Raw genomic sequence first — 17,116 nt, forward strand, 5'->3', positions numbered from 1 at the left:
TTAATCCTCCCGAACTTCCTTTATTTTTGAAAGTTTTGCCTTCCAAACTTCAAGCTGCTCTTTTTGGCGTTCAATATTTTTATGGACTTCTTTTACCAATGGATTGTTCTCGTCAACGTGATGGAAAAAGCCCAAATTGTTCTCCAACTGTCTAATTTCATCCTTGGTTTCATCAATCTTTTTCGAAATAAAGAAATGTTCGTTTTGAAGTTTGCGATCATCTTCCCTGTTTACGAGAGTATTCAACTTATTGTCGAATTTTATAAGTTCTGTTTCCTTTTTCCCCAAATCGAGTTTTGAAAATAGACCATCCAATGTCTTGTTGAATTTCTGTTCAATCTGGCGTTTGTTATAAGGAACACGACCAATATTTTTCCAAGAAGTTATATGCTCTTTTATAGCTTTCACATCGGCTTTATGGTCGCCGCTTAATTCAAAAGAAGCTAATTTATCAAGCATTGCTTGTTTGGTTTCAAAATGGACCATCTCTTCTTTGTTGGCCTCATTTTTCTGTGCGTGAAGTCTGTCAAAATAATGATTACAGGCTTTTTTAAACTGTTTCCAAATCTTGTCGCTATCTTTTCTCGGTACGTGCCCAATGTTTTTCCAATCGTCTTGAATTTTTTTCATCAAAGCAGTTGTAGCGTCAAAATCTTCACTGTCCTTGTTTTCTTCGGCAATTTTTATAAGCTCCCTTTTTTTCTCAAGGTTAGTGTACTGTTCCTTTTTCTGGTTTTTATAAAAATTGTTTTTTTGATGGTTAAAATTGCCGGTAGCATCTTTAAAGGCTTTCCAAATTTCTTTGTTGTTTGCACGTGGAACGCGGCCTGTGTTAAAGAAAGTATCGCGAAGTTCCTGTATTTTTTTGATGCCGTTTTGCCAAGCTTGATGGGACGGTTTTATTTCCTCAGTGGTTTTCTTGATTTCTTCAACCAATTGTTTTTTTGTTTCATAATTGATTTCAAAATCCTTTTCAAGACTCTGAAGTTGCTCTTGGCGCTTGTCGTGGATTACCTTAGTCGCATCGCTGAATTTGTCCCAAACTTCATCGCGATATTCCTTTGCAACAGGCCCAATATCTTCTTTCCACATTTTATGCAACATTTGAAGCTCGCGGAATGCTTTGTTTATATCTTCTTCCTGCGTTAGCTCCTCTGCGCGGGTAATAAGTTTTAGCTTGCTATCCAGATTGTGTTTGAAATCTAAATCCCGGAACTCCCTGTTTAAATGCAGAAAATCGTAAAAATTCTCAACGTGATGATGGTAGGTATTCCAAACAGTGTTGTATTTATCGCGCGGAATTGCCCCCGCAACATGCCATTTTTCTTGAATTTCCTTAAAATGCTTATAGGTTGTATTTATATTTTCCTCGGCACTTAAAAGCCCTTTTAACTCTTCAATTAATTCCCAACGTTTATCGAGATTGGATTGTAAATCTTTTTTAAGATTTTTATAATGGTTGTTCCGCTTTTCTTTGTAGTCGAAATAAAGCGAATTGAATTCCTTTTTTAATGGGGTAGTGTAGTGGAAGTCAATAATATTGCCACCTTCCGCAAGAAATTCCTCTTTTTTGTGCTCAAGTTCTTCGTTGAATTTACTGTTAAATTCAGAACGTATCTCTTCAACGTCGTGTTTTAGTTCCTGAATTTTCTTGGTTTTTAGCAATCTTTCAAGCTCTGCAACCAATTCTTTTTCAGAAAGTGTACTGTAGTCTTTTTGTGCCTCATTTTCGTGATCTTCCTCTTCTTCGTCTTCTGAAGATTTCACTTCTTCTTCATCTTCGCCCAGTTCTCCATCGTCATCCGAAGCTTTAGCGGAGGATGGATCGTCATCAGAAGCTTCAATCTTTTCATTTGAAGTTGCCTCAATATTTTCTTTTTCCTTCACAGATTCCTTTTCGGCAAGCATCGCTTCTTCCACGGCGTTTTCTTCAGAAGTGTTTTTTTCTACATCATTCCCAGCTACGCTTTCGTTTTCGATTTCCGAAGCGGAATTTTCTTCCGAAGAATTCTCAACCACGCTTTCGTGTTCAGTTTCGGTTTCGGTTTCGATTTCCGAAGCGGAATTCACATCTTCAGCAGTATCGGTTGTTGGAATTTCTTTTTCGTTTTCTTCCTGCGGCAATTTTTCGTCAGACATTTGTTTCAATGTTTAGGTTCGTTTTTCTTGGAGGGTCAAGATACTAACAACTGCGCAATTGGCAAAGCACACAGCGTTTTTTTGAAAGTTTTTGGGTGAATTTTATGAATTCCAGATTTCCCAAGCTTTTTCTGCTTGTAATTCCAACATTTTCAGTCCGTTGGCTGTTTTTGCCCCTTGAATTTTCCCCTGTTTTAAAAATTCGGTTTCGGCAGGATTGTAAATCAAATCGAATAAAAGATGGTTTTCTGTAATAAACGCATAAGGAATTGGGGGATATTCGTGGATATTTGGAAAGGTTCCCAAGGGCGTGCAATTAACAATTAATAAATGGTTTTCAATTAATGCTTGGTTTAAGGATTGGTAATTAATTGAATTTGAATTATCCTTTCGGCTAACAAACTTAAAATCGAAACCCAAATTTTCCAAAGCATAGGCTATTGCTTTTGAAGCGCCCCCAGAGCCTAAAATAAGCGCGGTTTTTTTCTTTAACGGAAAAAAATTTTCAATCGATTTTTGAAAACCGTAAAAATCTGTATTGAAACCTTTAAGTTTTCCGTTTTCAGAAATTTTGATGGTGTTTACGGCGCCAATTTTTTGGGCAGTTTCATCCAAATCATTTAGAAACCTAATTACTTCTTCTTTGTAGGGAATAGTAACGTTTAACCCTTTTAAATTAGGGGTTTCGGAAATTATTTTTGGGAATTGTTCAATGGAAGGAATATCAAAATTTTCATAGGAATGGAATAGGTTTTCCCTTTCAAATTTTTCGGAAAAATATGTTTTCGAAAAAGAGTAATCTATGTTTTTCCCTATCAACCCGAATTTAGACACGTTGTTTCTTTTTAAAATTATCGTACCAATCCAAGCTCAAAACGATAAAGATGCCAACAATAATAAACACAATGGCTAACGTGGTTTCCATCCCAAACTCTGAAGGAAAAAAACGATTATAGCCTGTAATAATTTCCCTGCCATTGGCATCAAAACGGATTTGGCCCAATGCGTCAAGGGAATATTTTTTTTCTTTCCAAGGCCAAACCACACCCAATGAACCTGCAATAAACCCAATGATTACTGCATAAGTTGCCTTTTTAAAACGCTTTAAAACATACGCCAAAAGATGCGAAAGCGAAACAAGACCAACCAAAGAACCCAAAGAAAAAACGGCCAAGACTTTTAAAAGTTCTATGCGTTCGGGGTCATGAATCCAACTGAAATCCCACTGAAAAATATTTGCAAACGTATCAAAAAGTGCGTTTACCGAATCTACCAAAAGCAAAACATAATTGCCAAAAAGTATCAATATGAAAGAGCCCGAAAGCCCGGGCAGCGTCATTCCCGAAACGCTTATAATTCCGCAGAAAAACACAAAAAAGAGATTGCTGTTTTCCTTCGCGGGTTCCAAAAAACTAATGGCCACACCTGCAATTATTCCGCAAAGAAGATAGGCAACATATTTTCGGTTCCAATCGCCGAAATCTTTTGCTATAAAGTAAATGGAGCCGATTATCATTCCGAAAAAGGCACTCCAAACGTAGAGTTCATAATGTACAATCAGATAATCCAGCAATTTTGAAATGCTAAAATAACTGATTACCATTCCCAAAATCAACAAACTGAGGAATTGACCATTGGTATAACGGTACAAACTTTTATAGCGTCTGCCAATGAGTAGTTTAAAAGCTTTCCTATTTATTTTTTGAAGTGAATAAATAAACTCTTCATAAAATCCTGCAACAAAAGCCACAACTCCGCCTGAAACTCCGGGAACCTTATTGGCTGCGCCCATTCCAAGACCTTTCAGAACGAGCCAAAGTTTATCGGAAAAGGAGCGGTTTTCGTACACTGTTAATTCAGGATTTAAAATTCAAGATTATTCGCTTTTATGTGTTTGGGGTTTTCTTCTTCACTGCAATCATTTCCAACAAGAAAATTGTTAAAAAACCAATGATGGCAAATATTATGGCATATAAAATTTGTGGATTTCCATCGTAATTTTGTGGAAGAATACTTCTTTCAATAAACGGGATTTGTTCCCCAGCGTGGTTCATTCTATACTGCAAAACCTCTTTCCATGGCCATATTTTGTTGAGGGCACCAATCATAAAACCCGTAAGTACAGCAAGTGTTAAATTTTTATGATGCTTAAACATCCAGTTCAAGACTCGCGAAAACATTTTTAAACCTAAAACTGCACCGATTCCAAAAATTAAAAGCTTGCCTAGTGCGCTTAAAAACAACGAGCTGTTTAAAGTGGTAATTCCTTCACCCAATTGGGTTACAATGCCAATAACAGCAGTGTAAGCACCCAAAAGTAAAAGAATGAATGCACCTGAAATTCCCGGAAGTATCATCGCGATTATAGCGATAAAACCAGCTAGAAAAAGAAACCAAGTACTTTCCGGAGACCCGATGGGGTCTGCAATTGTGATTAAGTAAGAAAGCAGGGAAGCGATAATTAATGCGACAATTACACCCAACCTCCAATTAGTTATTTGTTTGCCAACATACACAATACTGGCGATTACCAACCCAAAGAAAAAGGACCAAACCATTATGGGATAGACTTCCAAAAGCCAGGTTATAAGTTTTGCAAGCGAGATGATACTTATAAAAACCCCTGAAAAAAGCGCCAGTAAAAAAGAAAGATTATAATGTTTCCAAGCTTTTGAAAAACCTTCCTTCTTCCAGATTTTGAAGAAGCCTAGATCAATGTTGTGAATGGTTTCAATAAGCTCTTCGTAAATTCCAGAGATGAAGGCAATTGTTCCGCCTGAAACTCCGGGCACAACATCCGCAGCACCCATTGCAAGTCCTTTTGCGGTTACTATTAAATATTGGAGAAAATTTCTTTGAGGCATAGATTTAATTTGCTAAAACCCCAAAAATACAGAAATTAAAGCGAAGGATTTTTGTGCTGCCCTATTATTTCCTTTACGTTTTTCATTTCAAAAACTAAAGGGAAGAGTTCCTCGATTATCATAACATATTCTGGCTCAGATTTTAAGGCATTTTTTAAATGGAAAGCCCCTTTGTCAGTTTCACTCAAAGTATAATATAGTCCAGATAGACGATACTCAACTTCAGCGTTTTCTGGGTAAAATTCCAATGCTTGGTTAAAATTGTTTACGGCAGCTTCATATTCGCCTAAATTGATAAGAATATCACCCCGTGTTAGCCAAGATTCCATTTCATAATTGCCCAATTCCAAGGCTTTTCTGTAGCCAACTTCAGCTTCCTCAAAAAGATTTAACCGGTTGTTTATTTTCGCATATCGTTTCCAATAAAGCACGTTTTCGCTGTCAATATTTATTGCTTTTTCTATATAATAAAGCGCTTTTTGAAATTGTTTGCTTTTATAATAAAAATCGGTAATAGCTATCCAGCCTTTGTCCAGCAGGGAATCTTCTTCTACACATTTTGTAAAAAATTGTATAGCCATTTCAGCATTTCCAAGTTTTTCATAACATTTTCCGATGCGCAACAATGCATAGGAAGTTGGATCGTCCAAGCCTAAAGTGATGGAGTAGCTTTCAATAGCTTCTTCATATTTTTTCATTTTTTCCAGCACCTTTCCTTTTTCAAGGTATGCGCCAATAAAACTATCATCACTAATTATTGCGAAATCAAATGCCGCAAGGGCTTTTTTGTAATCTTTAAGCTCGTAATATTGCTTGCCCACTTGATGCCAAGCTACTTCGCAATAAGGATTTTTGTTTAGAAAATCATTCAAATAATCTATTGCCGCTTCATATTCGTCAAGATATTCGAAGCAGTAAATAATGTTGTAAAGCGCGGAATAATCCTCTTCATCTTCTTCCAAACACTTCATAAAATAGTATTTGGCATTTTCGTAATCTTCTATAAAAAGATACTCCATTCCCAATAATGACAGTACGTCTGCTTCATCATCGGTTATTTCCAGAGCTTGCTCCAAAAGCGTGATGGCTTCTTTGTGTTTATCGCGACGCGAAAAAATGTTTGCTTTTTGAATGTAGATTTCCTCGTTGCTCTGTTCCAATTGGTAGAGTTCGTCCAAGAGTTCATCGGCGATGTCCAATTGGTTTTCAAAAATGTACATTTCTATTTGGAAAAGCTTCAAATTTGTGGAAGACGGATGTTGCTCAAGACCTAACTTTGTAGCCTTTTTGGCCAGTGCAATTTTTCCGTTTTCAAGATAGTGGTGAACTATCTCTTCAAATTCCTCTGAGTCGAAAAAAAGAACGCTGTTGGTTTTCAGCATAGATTCGAATCTTTCCAGCGAGAAGTTGTTATGCTCGTTTGAACTTAATTGCATACGCACGGTTTAACGGTTTCTTCTATTTTAAAGATAATAATGTATAAATAAGTTCAATAGTTATGCCGTCTTTGTTGTTAACGGACTTATCAACAGAAAGGTAGCGCTTAAATTCCTATTAATAAAGGGGTTGCGCGAAATTGACCTCATTTGACTCTATTTAACACGATTTGAAGCAATTTGCATCCTTCTGCAATTTCGTCATTGCTGATTGTTAGTGGTGGTGTAATGCGGAGTGCACGCCCTTCAAAAAGTAGCCAAAAAAGTATCAAGCCTTCCTCTTTGCAAGCGAGGATAACTTGAGAAGCGATTTCAGGAGTTTCCAGCATTGCTGCGAGCATCAAACCTCTTCCGCGTACTTCCTTTATTAACGGATGTTTTAAAAGATTTCTGAAAAGTTTTTCCTTTTCCAGCGTTTGCTGAATAATGTCAGTCTCCGTCAATTCCTGAAGTGTTGCCAAAGCGGCAGCCGCAATCACGGGATTTCCGCCAAAAGTGGTAATATGTCCAAGTTTTGGATTGTCCTGTAACAGGGCCATAACTTCGTGTGAAGCTGTAAAAGCACCAATCGGCAAACCGCCGCCCATTCCTTTTCCCATTACCAAAATATCTGGTACAATTCCGAAATGTTCAAAGGCGAAGAGTTTTCCGGTGCGTCCAAAACCGGGTTGTATTTCGTCCAAAATCAGAAGTGTTCCAGTTTCATCGCAGCGCTGGCGCACTTTTTTTAAATAATCATTTTCCGGCTGGATAAAGCCAGCGCCTCCTTGAATAGTTTCCAAAATAATGGCCGCTGTTTCCGAAGTTATTTTTTGAAGATCTTGCTCATTATTGAAATCTACAGGGAAACAATCCGGTACCAAAGGTTTGAAAGCATTTTTACGCTCCTCAAAGCCCATCACGCTCATAGAGCCCATAGTATTGCCGTGATAAGCATTATTTGCATAAAGAATCTGCGTTCTTCCCGTTGCGCGACGAGCTAGTTTTAATGAACCTTCAATGGCTTCGGTACCACTGTTTACCAAATAAGTGGTGTTTAAATTTTTTGGAAGATTTTCTGAAAGCAACTTTGCCAATTCCACGGCAGGCTCCTGAATATATTCGCCATAAACCATTACGTGCAAATATTTATCAACCTGATTTTTAATAGCTGAAACAACTCGCGGATGGCAATGGCCAAGCGTACAAGCCGAAACACCAGCTACAAAATCCAGATGCTTTTTGCCCGATGTGTCATAAATATAACTTCCTTCGGCGTGCGAAATTTCTAACGCCAAAGGGTGAGGGGTGGTTTGCGCTTGGTATTTGTAGAAATCGTTTTTCATTTAGTTCGCTGTCAGGTTGAGCGCAGTCGAAACCTCAATGAAGTTCTCGACTGCGCTCGAACGGACACTATTAATTATTGTTTGGAAGGGAATCATTTTGTTTCTGCTGAATTGAATCCCGTTTCGCTTCGCTTTCCAAAGTTTCGGGTTGGGGGTCGTCGGGCCTATTTTGCAGATCTTTCGGACTTAATTTTGATTCTTCGGGCAGTTCAATTTCATCTTCGGGAATATCCTCAAAAAATTGTCCTTCGTCTTTTGGAAGTGGTATTCCGGTTATTTTTGGAAGCACGGGGGCGGGTTTCCCTTTAAATAAATCTTCCACTGAATACAATCGTTCCTCGCCCCGCCATTGAAAACCGGGAAGAATCCTCGCGTTTTCCGGAAACATTGATGGCGGATAGAGTTTTCCTTCGGCCTTTTTAATAAAACGGATTCCTGTGATTTGCTGTTCTTCCAAATACATTTGGATGGAACTGGAGCGGGTATTATTTATACCAATTAATTCGTCATTATCATTTCGAGGATAATAAATTACCTGTGCATTTTTATTGATGTTTACAGTGTCCAATTCATTGTTTGTGAAGAGTCCAATGAGCCGTTCGCCCTTTACTTGGTTATATCCAAAACTATCTTTTTGCACCAAAAAAGCATTATTGAAAACTTTGAGGGTGTCAAGTTTATCGGTAATCGTGTCTGAAAGAATGTGGATTGTATCACCGATCATTTGGTTTTCACCGCTCCAAAGCACGGGGTTTCGAAGTAATTTCGTAATTCCGCGTTTTTCATTCACATAAATGGAATCACATTTTCCACTGGTGGGATCGTCACCAACTTTTCCCGGTTTAAAAAGCCTCGCTTTGTAAAAACCTTTCATAATTCTATGTTCCGGCTTTCCAGTAATTTGCAGCGTATCTGCGTGAACATAAATGGAATCATTATCCCGAACGGTAATCGCAACAGCCCGTTTTGTAATAAATACCGAATCTTTTTCCCTAAAAACTTCGGCATAATGGCCCCGAACTACACTTTTATTAATTGTGTCCAAAACCCTAATATTGTTGGTGGCGGAAGCAAAACTTTTGTTTCGGTCAAAATAAATACTATCGCCGTAAAGGGTTCTGTTTTCGTAATCTATTTTTGAGTTTTTCACAAAATAGCCCGTGTCGCCGCGAGTGTCATAATAACCCCGTTCGCAATAAACAGTGCTGGTTTCGCTTACAATTGTGGAAGGGCCGTAAAGATAGGCCGCCCCCGTTTCCGAATAAAAATCGAGTTGGTTGCTGTTTACAACATATTTTGGGTTAACGATTTTTACATTTTGAAGAAACTGATATTTTTTCGTTTCCGCAAAATATCGCCCGGAACGGCTGGTCAAAACGCTCGCCGTGTCACGAACGGTTCCGCCAGTCCTGTAATAGGCTTGCTGTTTTATTCTGTCGAAATAAAGTGTATCCGTTGTAAGGGTTGTTTTTGGCTCGGTTAAAACCACATCGCCGCTGGCAAAGGCAAACTGCGTGTTTCCGTTGTATTCGGCATATTTGCTGTCCATTGAAACAGTGTCGCCCTGCATAATCCTTACTTTTCCGTAGGCTTTTACAAAGTTGCTTTTCAAATAAACAAAAGCTTGATCGCACCACATTTCAATGCCTTCATGGACAATATAAACCTGTCCGGTTTCGTCTTTGGTATAAATGGCAGCGTCTGGGAACTCGGGTCGCAATTCAAGATAACCCGATTGTATATCGACTTTTTGTTTTTCCTGTGCGGAAACATTTATTCCGAAGAAAAGAAAAACGCAAACAACTATGAAAGATGATATTTTCAAAAAAGATTTATTTATCATTAGCAACGAAAATATCAACAAAAAATTGATTACCGATGAATAGTCTGCTTTCTGTCTGGCCCTACGGAAACGATTTTGATTGGCACTTCCAATTCTTTTTCAAGAAAATCGATATAGTCATTCAAAGCCTGTGGCAATTGGGAAGCTTCGCTCATTTTGGTTAAATCTGCCTTCCAGCCTTTCATTTCTGTAAAGATTGGCGTTACGTTTTCGGCTTCAATATTATACGGTAAATGGTGAATTGTTTCGCCTTTGTAATTATATGCAGTACAAACCTTTAATTTTTCAAAACCACTTAAAACATCAGCCTTCATCATTATTAGTTGGGTAACTCCGTTCACTTGAACAGCATATTTTAATGCAACCAAATCCAACCAACCACAACGACGTGGGCGGCCTGTTACGGCTCCAAATTCGTTTCCAACTTTCGCCATTTTTTCACCGTCCTCGTCAAAAAGTTCAGTGGGGAAGGGGCCACTTCCAACACGGGTTGTATATGCTTTAAAAATTCCGAAGACATCTTTTACCTTGTTCGGCGGCACACCCAAACCTGTGCAAGCTCCCGCTGCAGTTGTGTTTGAGGATGTTACAAAAGGATAAGTCCCGAAATCAATATCTAACAATGAACCCTGTGCACCTTCAGCCAAAATAGTTTTTCCATCTTTCTGTGCTTGGTGCAAATATTCCTCGCTATCAATAAAAGTAAGGGTTTTCAATGCCTCAACAGCTGCAAAAAATTCTGCTTCTAAATCTGCCAAATCATATTGAACATCCACATTATAAAAAGCTATCATCGCCTCGTGTTTGTCAGCCAAAGCGCGGTATTTATCCTGCCAATTTTCCAACTCCAAATCGCCAATACGAATTCCGTTTCTACCGGTTTTGTCCATATAAGTTGGACCAATTCCTTTTAAAGTAGAACCGATTTTTGCCTTTCCTTTTGAAGCTTCCGAAGCCGCGTCAAGCAAACGGTGCGTTGGCAAAATAACGTGTGCTTTTCTTGAAACGATTAGGTTTTTCTTAAAATCTATATTGAATTTTTCCAGCGCTTCCAATTCTTTCACAAAAACTACTGGGTCAATAACAACGCCGTTTCCGATAATGTTCACGGAATTTTTGTGAAAAATTCCAGAGGGAATTGTTCTTAAAACGTGTTTTATTCCGTCAAATTCCAAGGTGTGGCCTGCATTTGGACCGCCTTGAAAACGCGCGATTATGTCATAGTTCTTTGTGAGTACGTCAACAATTTTTCCTTTGCCTTCGTCGCCCCATTGTAATCCAAGTAGTAAGTCTACTGCCATAATATTTTAAGAATTGTCCGCCTTAACGTTTTTGGCGGATTTTTTATTTCCGTAGAAATAAAGTGAATGGTTGGTTATTTCAATATCGAAAACTTCTTCGATGGTTTTTTTGATGCTTTGTATTCGGGGGTCGCAAAACTCAATCACTTCTCCGTTGGAAAGGATTACGTGATCGTGGTTGCGGTCAAAATATGATTTTTCGTAATGTGCTTGGTTTTGCCCAAACTGGTGTTTGCGCACCAAACCACATTCCAAAAGCAATTCAATAGTGTTGTAAAGCGTGGCACGGCTAACGCGATAGTTTTTATTCTTCATATTTATATACAACGATTCAATATCGAAATGGTCGTCGTGATCATAAATTTCCTGAAGAATGGCATAGCGTTCCGGCGTTTTACGGTGTCCTTTTTCCTCAAGAAAACCCGTGAAAACGTTCTTTACAATTGCCTGATTGTTTATATCTGTTTTTGAACTCATAATTAAGGTTGCAAAGTTACTCAAATTTTACACTCTGGTAACTTTATCAATTCCGTTTATTTTTTTGATGTTTTCAACCAGGTTATTAAGAATGGATTTGTTTTTTACAACCACCACAATTTTTCCTGTGAAAACACCGTCATTACTGTCAAAGTGAACACTCTTCATATCTATATGAAGGTTGTTTGATATTACTTTTGTAACGCCGTTTACCAAACCTATGGTGTCAATACCCGAAATTTCCAAATTGGCCTTAAACTCCCGCTGCGTAGAATCAATCCATTTGGCAGGCATAATTCTATAACTGTAATTGCTCTGAAGTTGCAGCGCATTCGGGCAATTTGTTTTGTGAACTTTGATGCCTTCGTTAACCGTAACAAAACCAAAAACATCGTCACCCGGAATTGGATTGCAGCAGTTTGCCATTTTATATTCCAGCTTATCCTCGTTTTTCCCAAATACAAGCTGGTCAAACTTTTCGGTTATTTCTTCTTTATGTACATCTTCGGGTTTATCCGGCTTTCGGATTCTGTTTTTGAAGAAACTTATAAATGCATTGCTTCGCGAAGCGGCAAAATCCTTTAGCTTTTGGTTGTCAATAATTCCAGCACCCACGCGATAATATAAATCTAAACTTGTTTTCACTTTAAAAAAAACAACCAGTTGGTTCACCGTACTTTCGTCTAGATTTATTTTTAAAGATTTAAGTTTTCGGGCCAGGATCTGTTTTCCTTCTTCTGCAAGTTGCTTCTTTTCATCTTTAAGGGAAGATTTAATTTTGGAGCGCGCACGTCCTGTTGTGGCATAGTTAAGCCAGTTGGCAGTAGGCTTTGCGTTTTCCGAAGTAATTATTTCCACCTGGTCGCCACTTTTAAGTTCGTGGCTCAAAGGAACCAGTTTTCCGTTCACTTTGGTGCCACGTGTGTGCATCCCGATTTCTGTGTGAATGTGAAAAGCGAAATCCAATGCTGTTGCGCCTTTTGGAAGGGAATACAAATCGCCTTTTGGTGTGAAGACAAAAATCTCCTTTGCGTAAAGGTTCAATTTAAATTCCTCAACAAAATCTACTGCGCTAATTTCTGAATTTTCAAGCGTGTCCTGCAGTTTGTTCAGCCAGTTTTCAAGTCCGCCGTCGTCTTTTTCCTTGTTTTTATATTTGTAATGCGCCGCGAAACCTTTTTCAGCAATTTCGTTCATCCTTTCGCTGCGAATCTGTACTTCAACCCAACGCCCTTTTGGTCCCATTACAGTAATGTGCAAAGCTTCGTAACCAGTTGATTTCGGGGAAGAAATCCAATCGCGAAGGCGTATCGGGTTTGGGCGAAAATGGTCCGTAACAATAGAATAGATTTTCCAAGCGAAGAATTTTTCGTTTTCGGGTGTGCTTTTATAAATAATTCGCACCGCAAATTTGTCATAAACCTCATCAAAGCTCACATTTTGCGCGAGCATTTTTCTGCGGATTGAAAAAATTGATTTTGGTCGGCCTTTTATTTCATATTGTAATTCCTCTGCATCCAATGAATCTTTTATCACTTTGTTAAATGCTTCAATATAGGCGTCCTGCTCTTCCTTGCTTTCCTTTATTCGACTCAAAATATCTCCATAAACTTCCGGTTCGGTGAATTTTAAGCCCAAATCCTCAAGTTCGGTTTTTATGTTGTAAAGCCCTATGCGGTGGGCGAGGGGTGCGTAAATATAAAGCGTTTCCGAAGCTATTTTTCGCTGTTTATCCGGCGGCATGCTGTCCATTGTTTGCATATTGTGCAATCGGTCCGCGATTTTTATGATGATTACACGAATGTCCTCATTCAGCGTAAGCAACATTTTTCGGAAGTTTTCAGCTTGCATCGAAACGTCCTCGGACATATTGATATGGGCAATTTTGGTAAGCCCATCCACAATGCGCATTACCGGAGTGCCGAACATACGTTCAATATCTTCTAAAGAATAGGTTGTGTCCTCAACCACATCGTGCAAAAGCGCAGCGGCGATTGAAGTTGCGTCCAAACCAATCTCTGAGGCTACAATTTTTGCAACGGCAATGGGGTGAAAAATATAGGCCTCGCCACTCTTGCGGCGCTGCTCTTTGTGAGCATCAACGGCAAGGTCAAAAGCACTGCGAATCAGTTTTTTATCTTCCTTGCTAAGGGTGCGATAACTGATCTTTAGCAACTGTTTGTAGTGCTTGGCAATTTCTTTTTTCTCTTCTTCTAGAGCGGCTTCTGTCATAAACCTAAAAGTACTGATAAGTAATTTAATTGGCAAGAAAATTAATGGGGTGGGTTAGGAGGTGGGTCAATTTAAAATGAAGGGAAAGCGAAGTAAAATTTATGAAGAAGATTATTTCTTTTATCCCATTTCTATGTTGGAGAATTTTTTGATTCAATTAAATTTTTAGTCAGAGTCAAAATATATTCTGCGTTAAATTTTTTCATTTCTTTATTCAGTTTATCACAATCTTTCTGTTCTGGTTTTCTTAAATTTAGTTTTTTACAAATTCTATAAATCAATTCAATATCGTCTAAATCCTTAATTCCGTATATTTTATGAATATCATCTTCGGGATAAATTGAGAAATTATTTACGCGAATAAAATCTCGGATTTCGTCATAAACAACTTCAACATGTTGCATATCAAATCCGCTTTTTACAAGTCGGTTTATAAATTCAGTTCGGGTAAGATTTGGTCGACTTATATTTAATTTCTGCAAACGGTTTTTATCACGTTCATTTTGAATATATCCGAGAATAACGAATATAAAAATGATTATTCCAATTATGATTATTGTTATGTTCATAATTTATACTTCTGCTATATATCCGCAATCTACCAAAAAAAGACCTTATGTAATAGTTTAAAATTTCTGTAACATTTTTATCAATAGAAGGTCTATTAGATTACATTATCTTTATTTTTCTTAACAAAAAACCACCATCTATGAAAAACAAACTGCTGCTGCTTTTGTTTTTGGCAACCGGAATTGTTGGGTTTGGCCAAAAAAATAACGCACAAAAATCGAAAACCACGGAGTTTAACGTGCCTGTGGAATATTACAAACTGGACAATGGCCTTAAAGTAGTTCTATCACAGGATAAATCTTCGCCAACGGTTATTGTTGCTGCCTATTACAATATAGGTTTCCGCATTGAACCAAAGAATCGTACGGGTTTTGCGCATCTTTTTGAGCATATGATGTTTCAAGGTTCCCAGAATTTGGGCAAGATGGAATTTATTAAACTTGTTCAACAAAACGGTGGGATTTTAAATGGTTCCACTCGTTTTGATTTTACTAATTATTTTGAAATCGTTCCTTCAAATAAACTGGAAACCATGCTTTGGGCAGAGGCGGACAGAATGAAGGGGCTTGACATTACACAAGATAATCTTACAAATCAACAGGGAGTAGTAAAAAATGAAGTGCGCGTAAATGTTTTAAACCAACCCTACGGCGGTTTCCCGTGGCTTGATATGCCACAGTATGCGAACACCAATTGGTATAACGCCCACAACTTTTACGGGGATTTAAAAGATTTGGACGCTGCAAATTTGGAGGACGTGGAAAGCTTCTTTAAAACCTATTATGCGCCAAACAATGCTGCAATTTCCGTTGTTGGTGACTTTGAAATGGGCGAAGCAAAAGCGTGGATAGAGAAATATTTCGGTGGGATTCCTGCTGTACAGATCCCTGCGAAGCCGGATATTTCTGAACCACGACAGGAAAAGGAAAAAGAGTTCACTAAAAATGATTCTTTGGCAAACAAGCCAGCATTGGCTGTTGCGTATCATATGCCTACGCGAAATACGCCCGAATATTACGCGATGGGTCTTTTGGACCAGATTTTAATCCAAGGTGACAATGCGCTGCTTCAGAAAAAATTGGTGGATGAAAAAGGATATACTTCATACGTGAGTGGAGGCATCAATTATTTGGGGAATATGTTCAATTACAATGGCCCAATGCAACTGATGTTTGACGTAACTTATGATACCGAAACTTCAAAAAAGCAAGTGATGGATGCGGTTGATGAAGTGATTGATGGGCTTTCAACTAAAGTAAACCAAGAAATGATCGATAATGCCATTGTGAAAATGCGCTCGCAATTATATGATGATTTGGGCGGGAATTTTGGTTTTGGCCGTGCTGATTTGCTTTGCAGTTTTGCACTTTTTGACGACGACCCTTCCCGCATAAACACTTTGGAAGACGAATTTAAAAAAGTGACACCGGAAATTGTGAAAAAGACCATTTCAGAATATTTGAGAAAGACAAACCGTACCATTTTGGTAGTAAACCCACTTTTGGCAAACAACGAAAAAACAAACTAAAATGAAAACTTCAATATATACATTTTTAATAGCCTTGTTAATCGCCGTGCCAAGCATCGCGCAAAAACAGGAACCACCAAAGGGCGCTGCCCCAAAAGATTTTAACCTTCCGCAAAAAGAAGTTGTGGATTTTGACAATGGCCTGCAATTGGTTATGGTTCCCTACGGAAGTATCCCGAAAGCAACCATAAGCATCACCTTAAAAACGGGAAATATCAACGAGACCAAAGATCAAGTTTGGCTTGCGGATTTGTTGGGAGATTTGATGAAGGAAGGCAGTACTGCGGATTATTCGGTAAAGGATAAACTTGCCGGAATGGGCGGAAACCTTAATATTGGCGTAAGCTCGCACAACACTTCTTTAAGCGCCAGTGTGCTTTCTGAATTTGCTCCCGATGCTTTAAAAATACTTGCAGATGTTTTGGAAAACCCAAAATTGCCACAAAGCGAATTGGACCGTCTTAAAAATAATATGAAACGAAATCTTACGGTTTCATTGTCCACTCCGGGCTCGCAAGCTAGAAAAGATTTCTTTGCTGAAGTATATCCCAATCATCCCTACGGAAGGCTTTACCCAACTTCGGAACAAGTGGATTCCTATACATTAGAGGATGTAAAATCTTTTTACGATGCCAACTTTGGCGCACAAAGAACAACAATTTACGTAGTAGGGAATTTTGATGCTGAAAAAGTGAAAGCAATTGTAAAAAGCCAACTGGGCGATTGGCGCAAGGGGCCAAAGGAAAATTACCCTATTGCCCAAGCACAATCCAATGGAAAGATAAAAATAATCGATCGTCCCGGTGCGCCGCAATCTACCATTTATTATGGGCTTCCGGTGGCTGACCCTTCAAGCAAGGATTATATTCCGCTGGATGTTATGAACACGCTTTTGGGCGGTTCGTTCGGATCGCGAATAACCAGTAATATTCGTGAAGACAAGGGCTATACTTATTCTCCGGGTAGTGCATTGGTGGCCAATTACAAAAGCGGACTTTGGTATGAAAGTGCCGATGTAACTACCGAATTTACAGGTGCATCCATTGACGAAATTAAAAAGGAAATTGTGCGCTTGCAGACCGAAGCGCCAAGCAAAGCGGAATTGGACGGAATGAAGAATTACAAATCCGGACTTTACGTTTTGCAAAATTCTACGCCTTATGGAATTATCAATCAGTTGAATTTCTTGAATGTCCACAATTTGGATGAATCGTTTTTGGTGAACCAAGTGAAAAACATAAATGCAGTAACCCCGCAACAGGTTCAGGAAATGGCGAAAAAATATATTCAGCCAGATAAAATGACGCTAATCGTGGTGGGCGATAAGGAAAAAATAAAAGACCAAGTAAAGGAAACCATTGCGCAGCCCGCAAAAAAGGAACAATAATTAATTAGTTTGAT

At 38.5% G+C, this 17,116-nt stretch carries 13 protein-coding genes; 2 read left to right on the forward strand and 11 right to left on the reverse strand.

What is annotated here, in order from left to right; genetic code table 11:
* From A7A78_RS04710 to A7A78_RS04760, 11 genes are all read right to left on the reverse strand, one after another.
* On the reverse strand, positions 1-2,139 hold the full coding sequence (locus A7A78_RS04710) for a DUF349 domain-containing protein (protein ID WP_068761302.1): 2,139 nt from the start codon (positions 2,137-2,139) through the stop codon (positions 1-3).
* Between the two features lie 102 nt (positions 2,140-2,241).
* Positions 2,242-2,973, reverse strand: coding sequence for a shikimate dehydrogenase family protein (locus A7A78_RS04715; protein ID WP_068761303.1), 732 nt, complete (start codon positions 2,971-2,973; stop codon positions 2,242-2,244).
* Positions 2,966-3,988 carry a DUF368 domain-containing protein gene (locus A7A78_RS04720; protein WP_068761304.1) on the reverse strand — a complete coding sequence of 341 codons (1,023 nt, stop codon included), beginning with the start codon at positions 3,986-3,988 and terminating at the stop codon, positions 2,966-2,968. The genes A7A78_RS04715 and A7A78_RS04720 overlap by 8 nt, the downstream gene beginning before the upstream one ends.
* Before the next feature lie 37 nt (positions 3,989-4,025).
* Positions 4,026-5,003: a DUF368 domain-containing protein gene (locus A7A78_RS04725; protein WP_068761305.1), complete on the reverse strand. Its 978-nt coding sequence runs from the start codon at positions 5,001-5,003 to the stop codon at positions 4,026-4,028.
* Positions 5,004-5,038: 35 nt separating this feature from the next.
* Positions 5,039-6,439, reverse strand: coding sequence for a tetratricopeptide repeat protein (locus A7A78_RS04730; RefSeq protein ID WP_068761306.1), 1,401 nt, complete (start codon positions 6,437-6,439; stop codon positions 5,039-5,041).
* A 146-nt stretch (positions 6,440-6,585) separates the two neighbouring features.
* A complete protein-coding gene (locus A7A78_RS04735; RefSeq protein ID WP_068761307.1) occupies positions 6,586-7,764 on the reverse strand; it encodes an aspartate aminotransferase family protein in 1,179 nt (392 codons plus the stop codon).
* Between the two features lie 70 nt (positions 7,765-7,834).
* Entirely contained in the window at positions 7,835-9,607 is a 1,773-nt protein-coding gene (locus A7A78_RS04740; RefSeq protein ID WP_068761308.1) for an OstA-like protein, read from the reverse strand.
* 29 nt (positions 9,608-9,636) lie between these two features.
* Entirely contained in the window at positions 9,637-10,908 is a 1,272-nt protein-coding gene (locus A7A78_RS04745) for an adenylosuccinate synthase (protein ID WP_068761309.1), read from the reverse strand.
* Positions 10,909-10,914: 6 nt separating this feature from the next.
* Positions 10,915-11,385, reverse strand: a complete 471-nt coding sequence (locus A7A78_RS04750) for a Fur family transcriptional regulator (RefSeq protein WP_068761310.1) — start codon at positions 11,383-11,385, stop codon at positions 10,915-10,917.
* Between the two features lie 27 nt (positions 11,386-11,412).
* On the reverse strand, positions 11,413-13,617 hold the full coding sequence (locus A7A78_RS04755) for a RelA/SpoT family protein (protein ID WP_068761311.1): 2,205 nt from the start codon (positions 13,615-13,617) through the stop codon (positions 11,413-11,415).
* Positions 13,618-13,748: 131 nt separating this feature from the next.
* Positions 13,749-14,186 (reverse strand): hypothetical protein, encoded by a 438-nt coding sequence (locus A7A78_RS04760; protein WP_068761312.1) that lies wholly within the window; start codon positions 14,184-14,186, stop codon positions 13,749-13,751.
* Positions 14,187-14,326: 140 nt separating this feature from the next.
* Between A7A78_RS04760 and A7A78_RS04765 the strand changes: the two genes are divergently transcribed.
* Together A7A78_RS04765 and A7A78_RS04770 are read left to right on the forward strand one after the other, a co-directional pair.
* Entirely contained in the window at positions 14,327-15,715 is a 1,389-nt protein-coding gene (locus A7A78_RS04765; RefSeq protein WP_068761313.1) for a M16 family metallopeptidase, read from the forward strand.
* Between the two features lies 1 nt (position 15,716).
* On the forward strand, positions 15,717-17,102 hold the full coding sequence (locus tag A7A78_RS04770) for a M16 family metallopeptidase (RefSeq protein ID WP_068761314.1): 1,386 nt from the start codon (positions 15,717-15,719) through the stop codon (positions 17,100-17,102).
* Positions 17,103-17,116 lie beyond the last annotated feature (14 nt).

Source organism: Aequorivita soesokkakensis (genome assembly GCF_001641085.1).
In the GTDB taxonomy this organism is placed as follows: Bacteria; Bacteroidota; Bacteroidia; order Flavobacteriales; family Flavobacteriaceae; genus Aequorivita; species Aequorivita soesokkakensis.

Coding starts and splice junctions, on each gene's coding strand:
- A7A78_RS04760 (WP_068761312.1), bottom strand. CDS start 14,186: ATGAACATAACAATAATCATAATTGGAATAATCATTTTTATATTCGTT.
- A7A78_RS04710 (WP_068761302.1), bottom strand. CDS start 2,139: ATGTCTGACGAAAAATTGCCGCAGGAAGAAAACGAAAAAGAAATTCCA.
- A7A78_RS04765 (WP_068761313.1), top strand. CDS start 14,327: ATGAAAAACAAACTGCTGCTGCTTTTGTTTTTGGCAACCGGAATTGTT.
- A7A78_RS04755 (WP_068761311.1), bottom strand. CDS start 13,617: ATGACAGAAGCCGCTCTAGAAGAAGAGAAAAAAGAAATTGCCAAGCAC.
- A7A78_RS04745 (WP_068761309.1), bottom strand. CDS start 10,908: ATGGCAGTAGACTTACTACTTGGATTACAATGGGGCGACGAAGGCAAA.
- A7A78_RS04740 (WP_068761308.1), bottom strand. CDS start 9,607: ATGATAAATAAATCTTTTTTGAAAATATCATCTTTCATAGTTGTTTGC.
- A7A78_RS04725 (WP_068761305.1), bottom strand. CDS start 5,003: ATGCCTCAAAGAAATTTTCTCCAATATTTAATAGTAACCGCAAAAGGA.
- A7A78_RS04770 (WP_068761314.1), top strand. CDS start 15,717: ATGAAAACTTCAATATATACATTTTTAATAGCCTTGTTAATCGCCGTG.
- A7A78_RS04735 (WP_068761307.1), bottom strand. CDS start 7,764: ATGAAAAACGATTTCTACAAATACCAAGCGCAAACCACCCCTCACCCT.
- A7A78_RS04750 (WP_068761310.1), bottom strand. CDS start 11,385: ATGAGTTCAAAAACAGATATAAACAATCAGGCAATTGTAAAGAACGTT.
- A7A78_RS04730 (WP_068761306.1), bottom strand. CDS start 6,439: ATGCAATTAAGTTCAAACGAGCATAACAACTTCTCGCTGGAAAGATTC.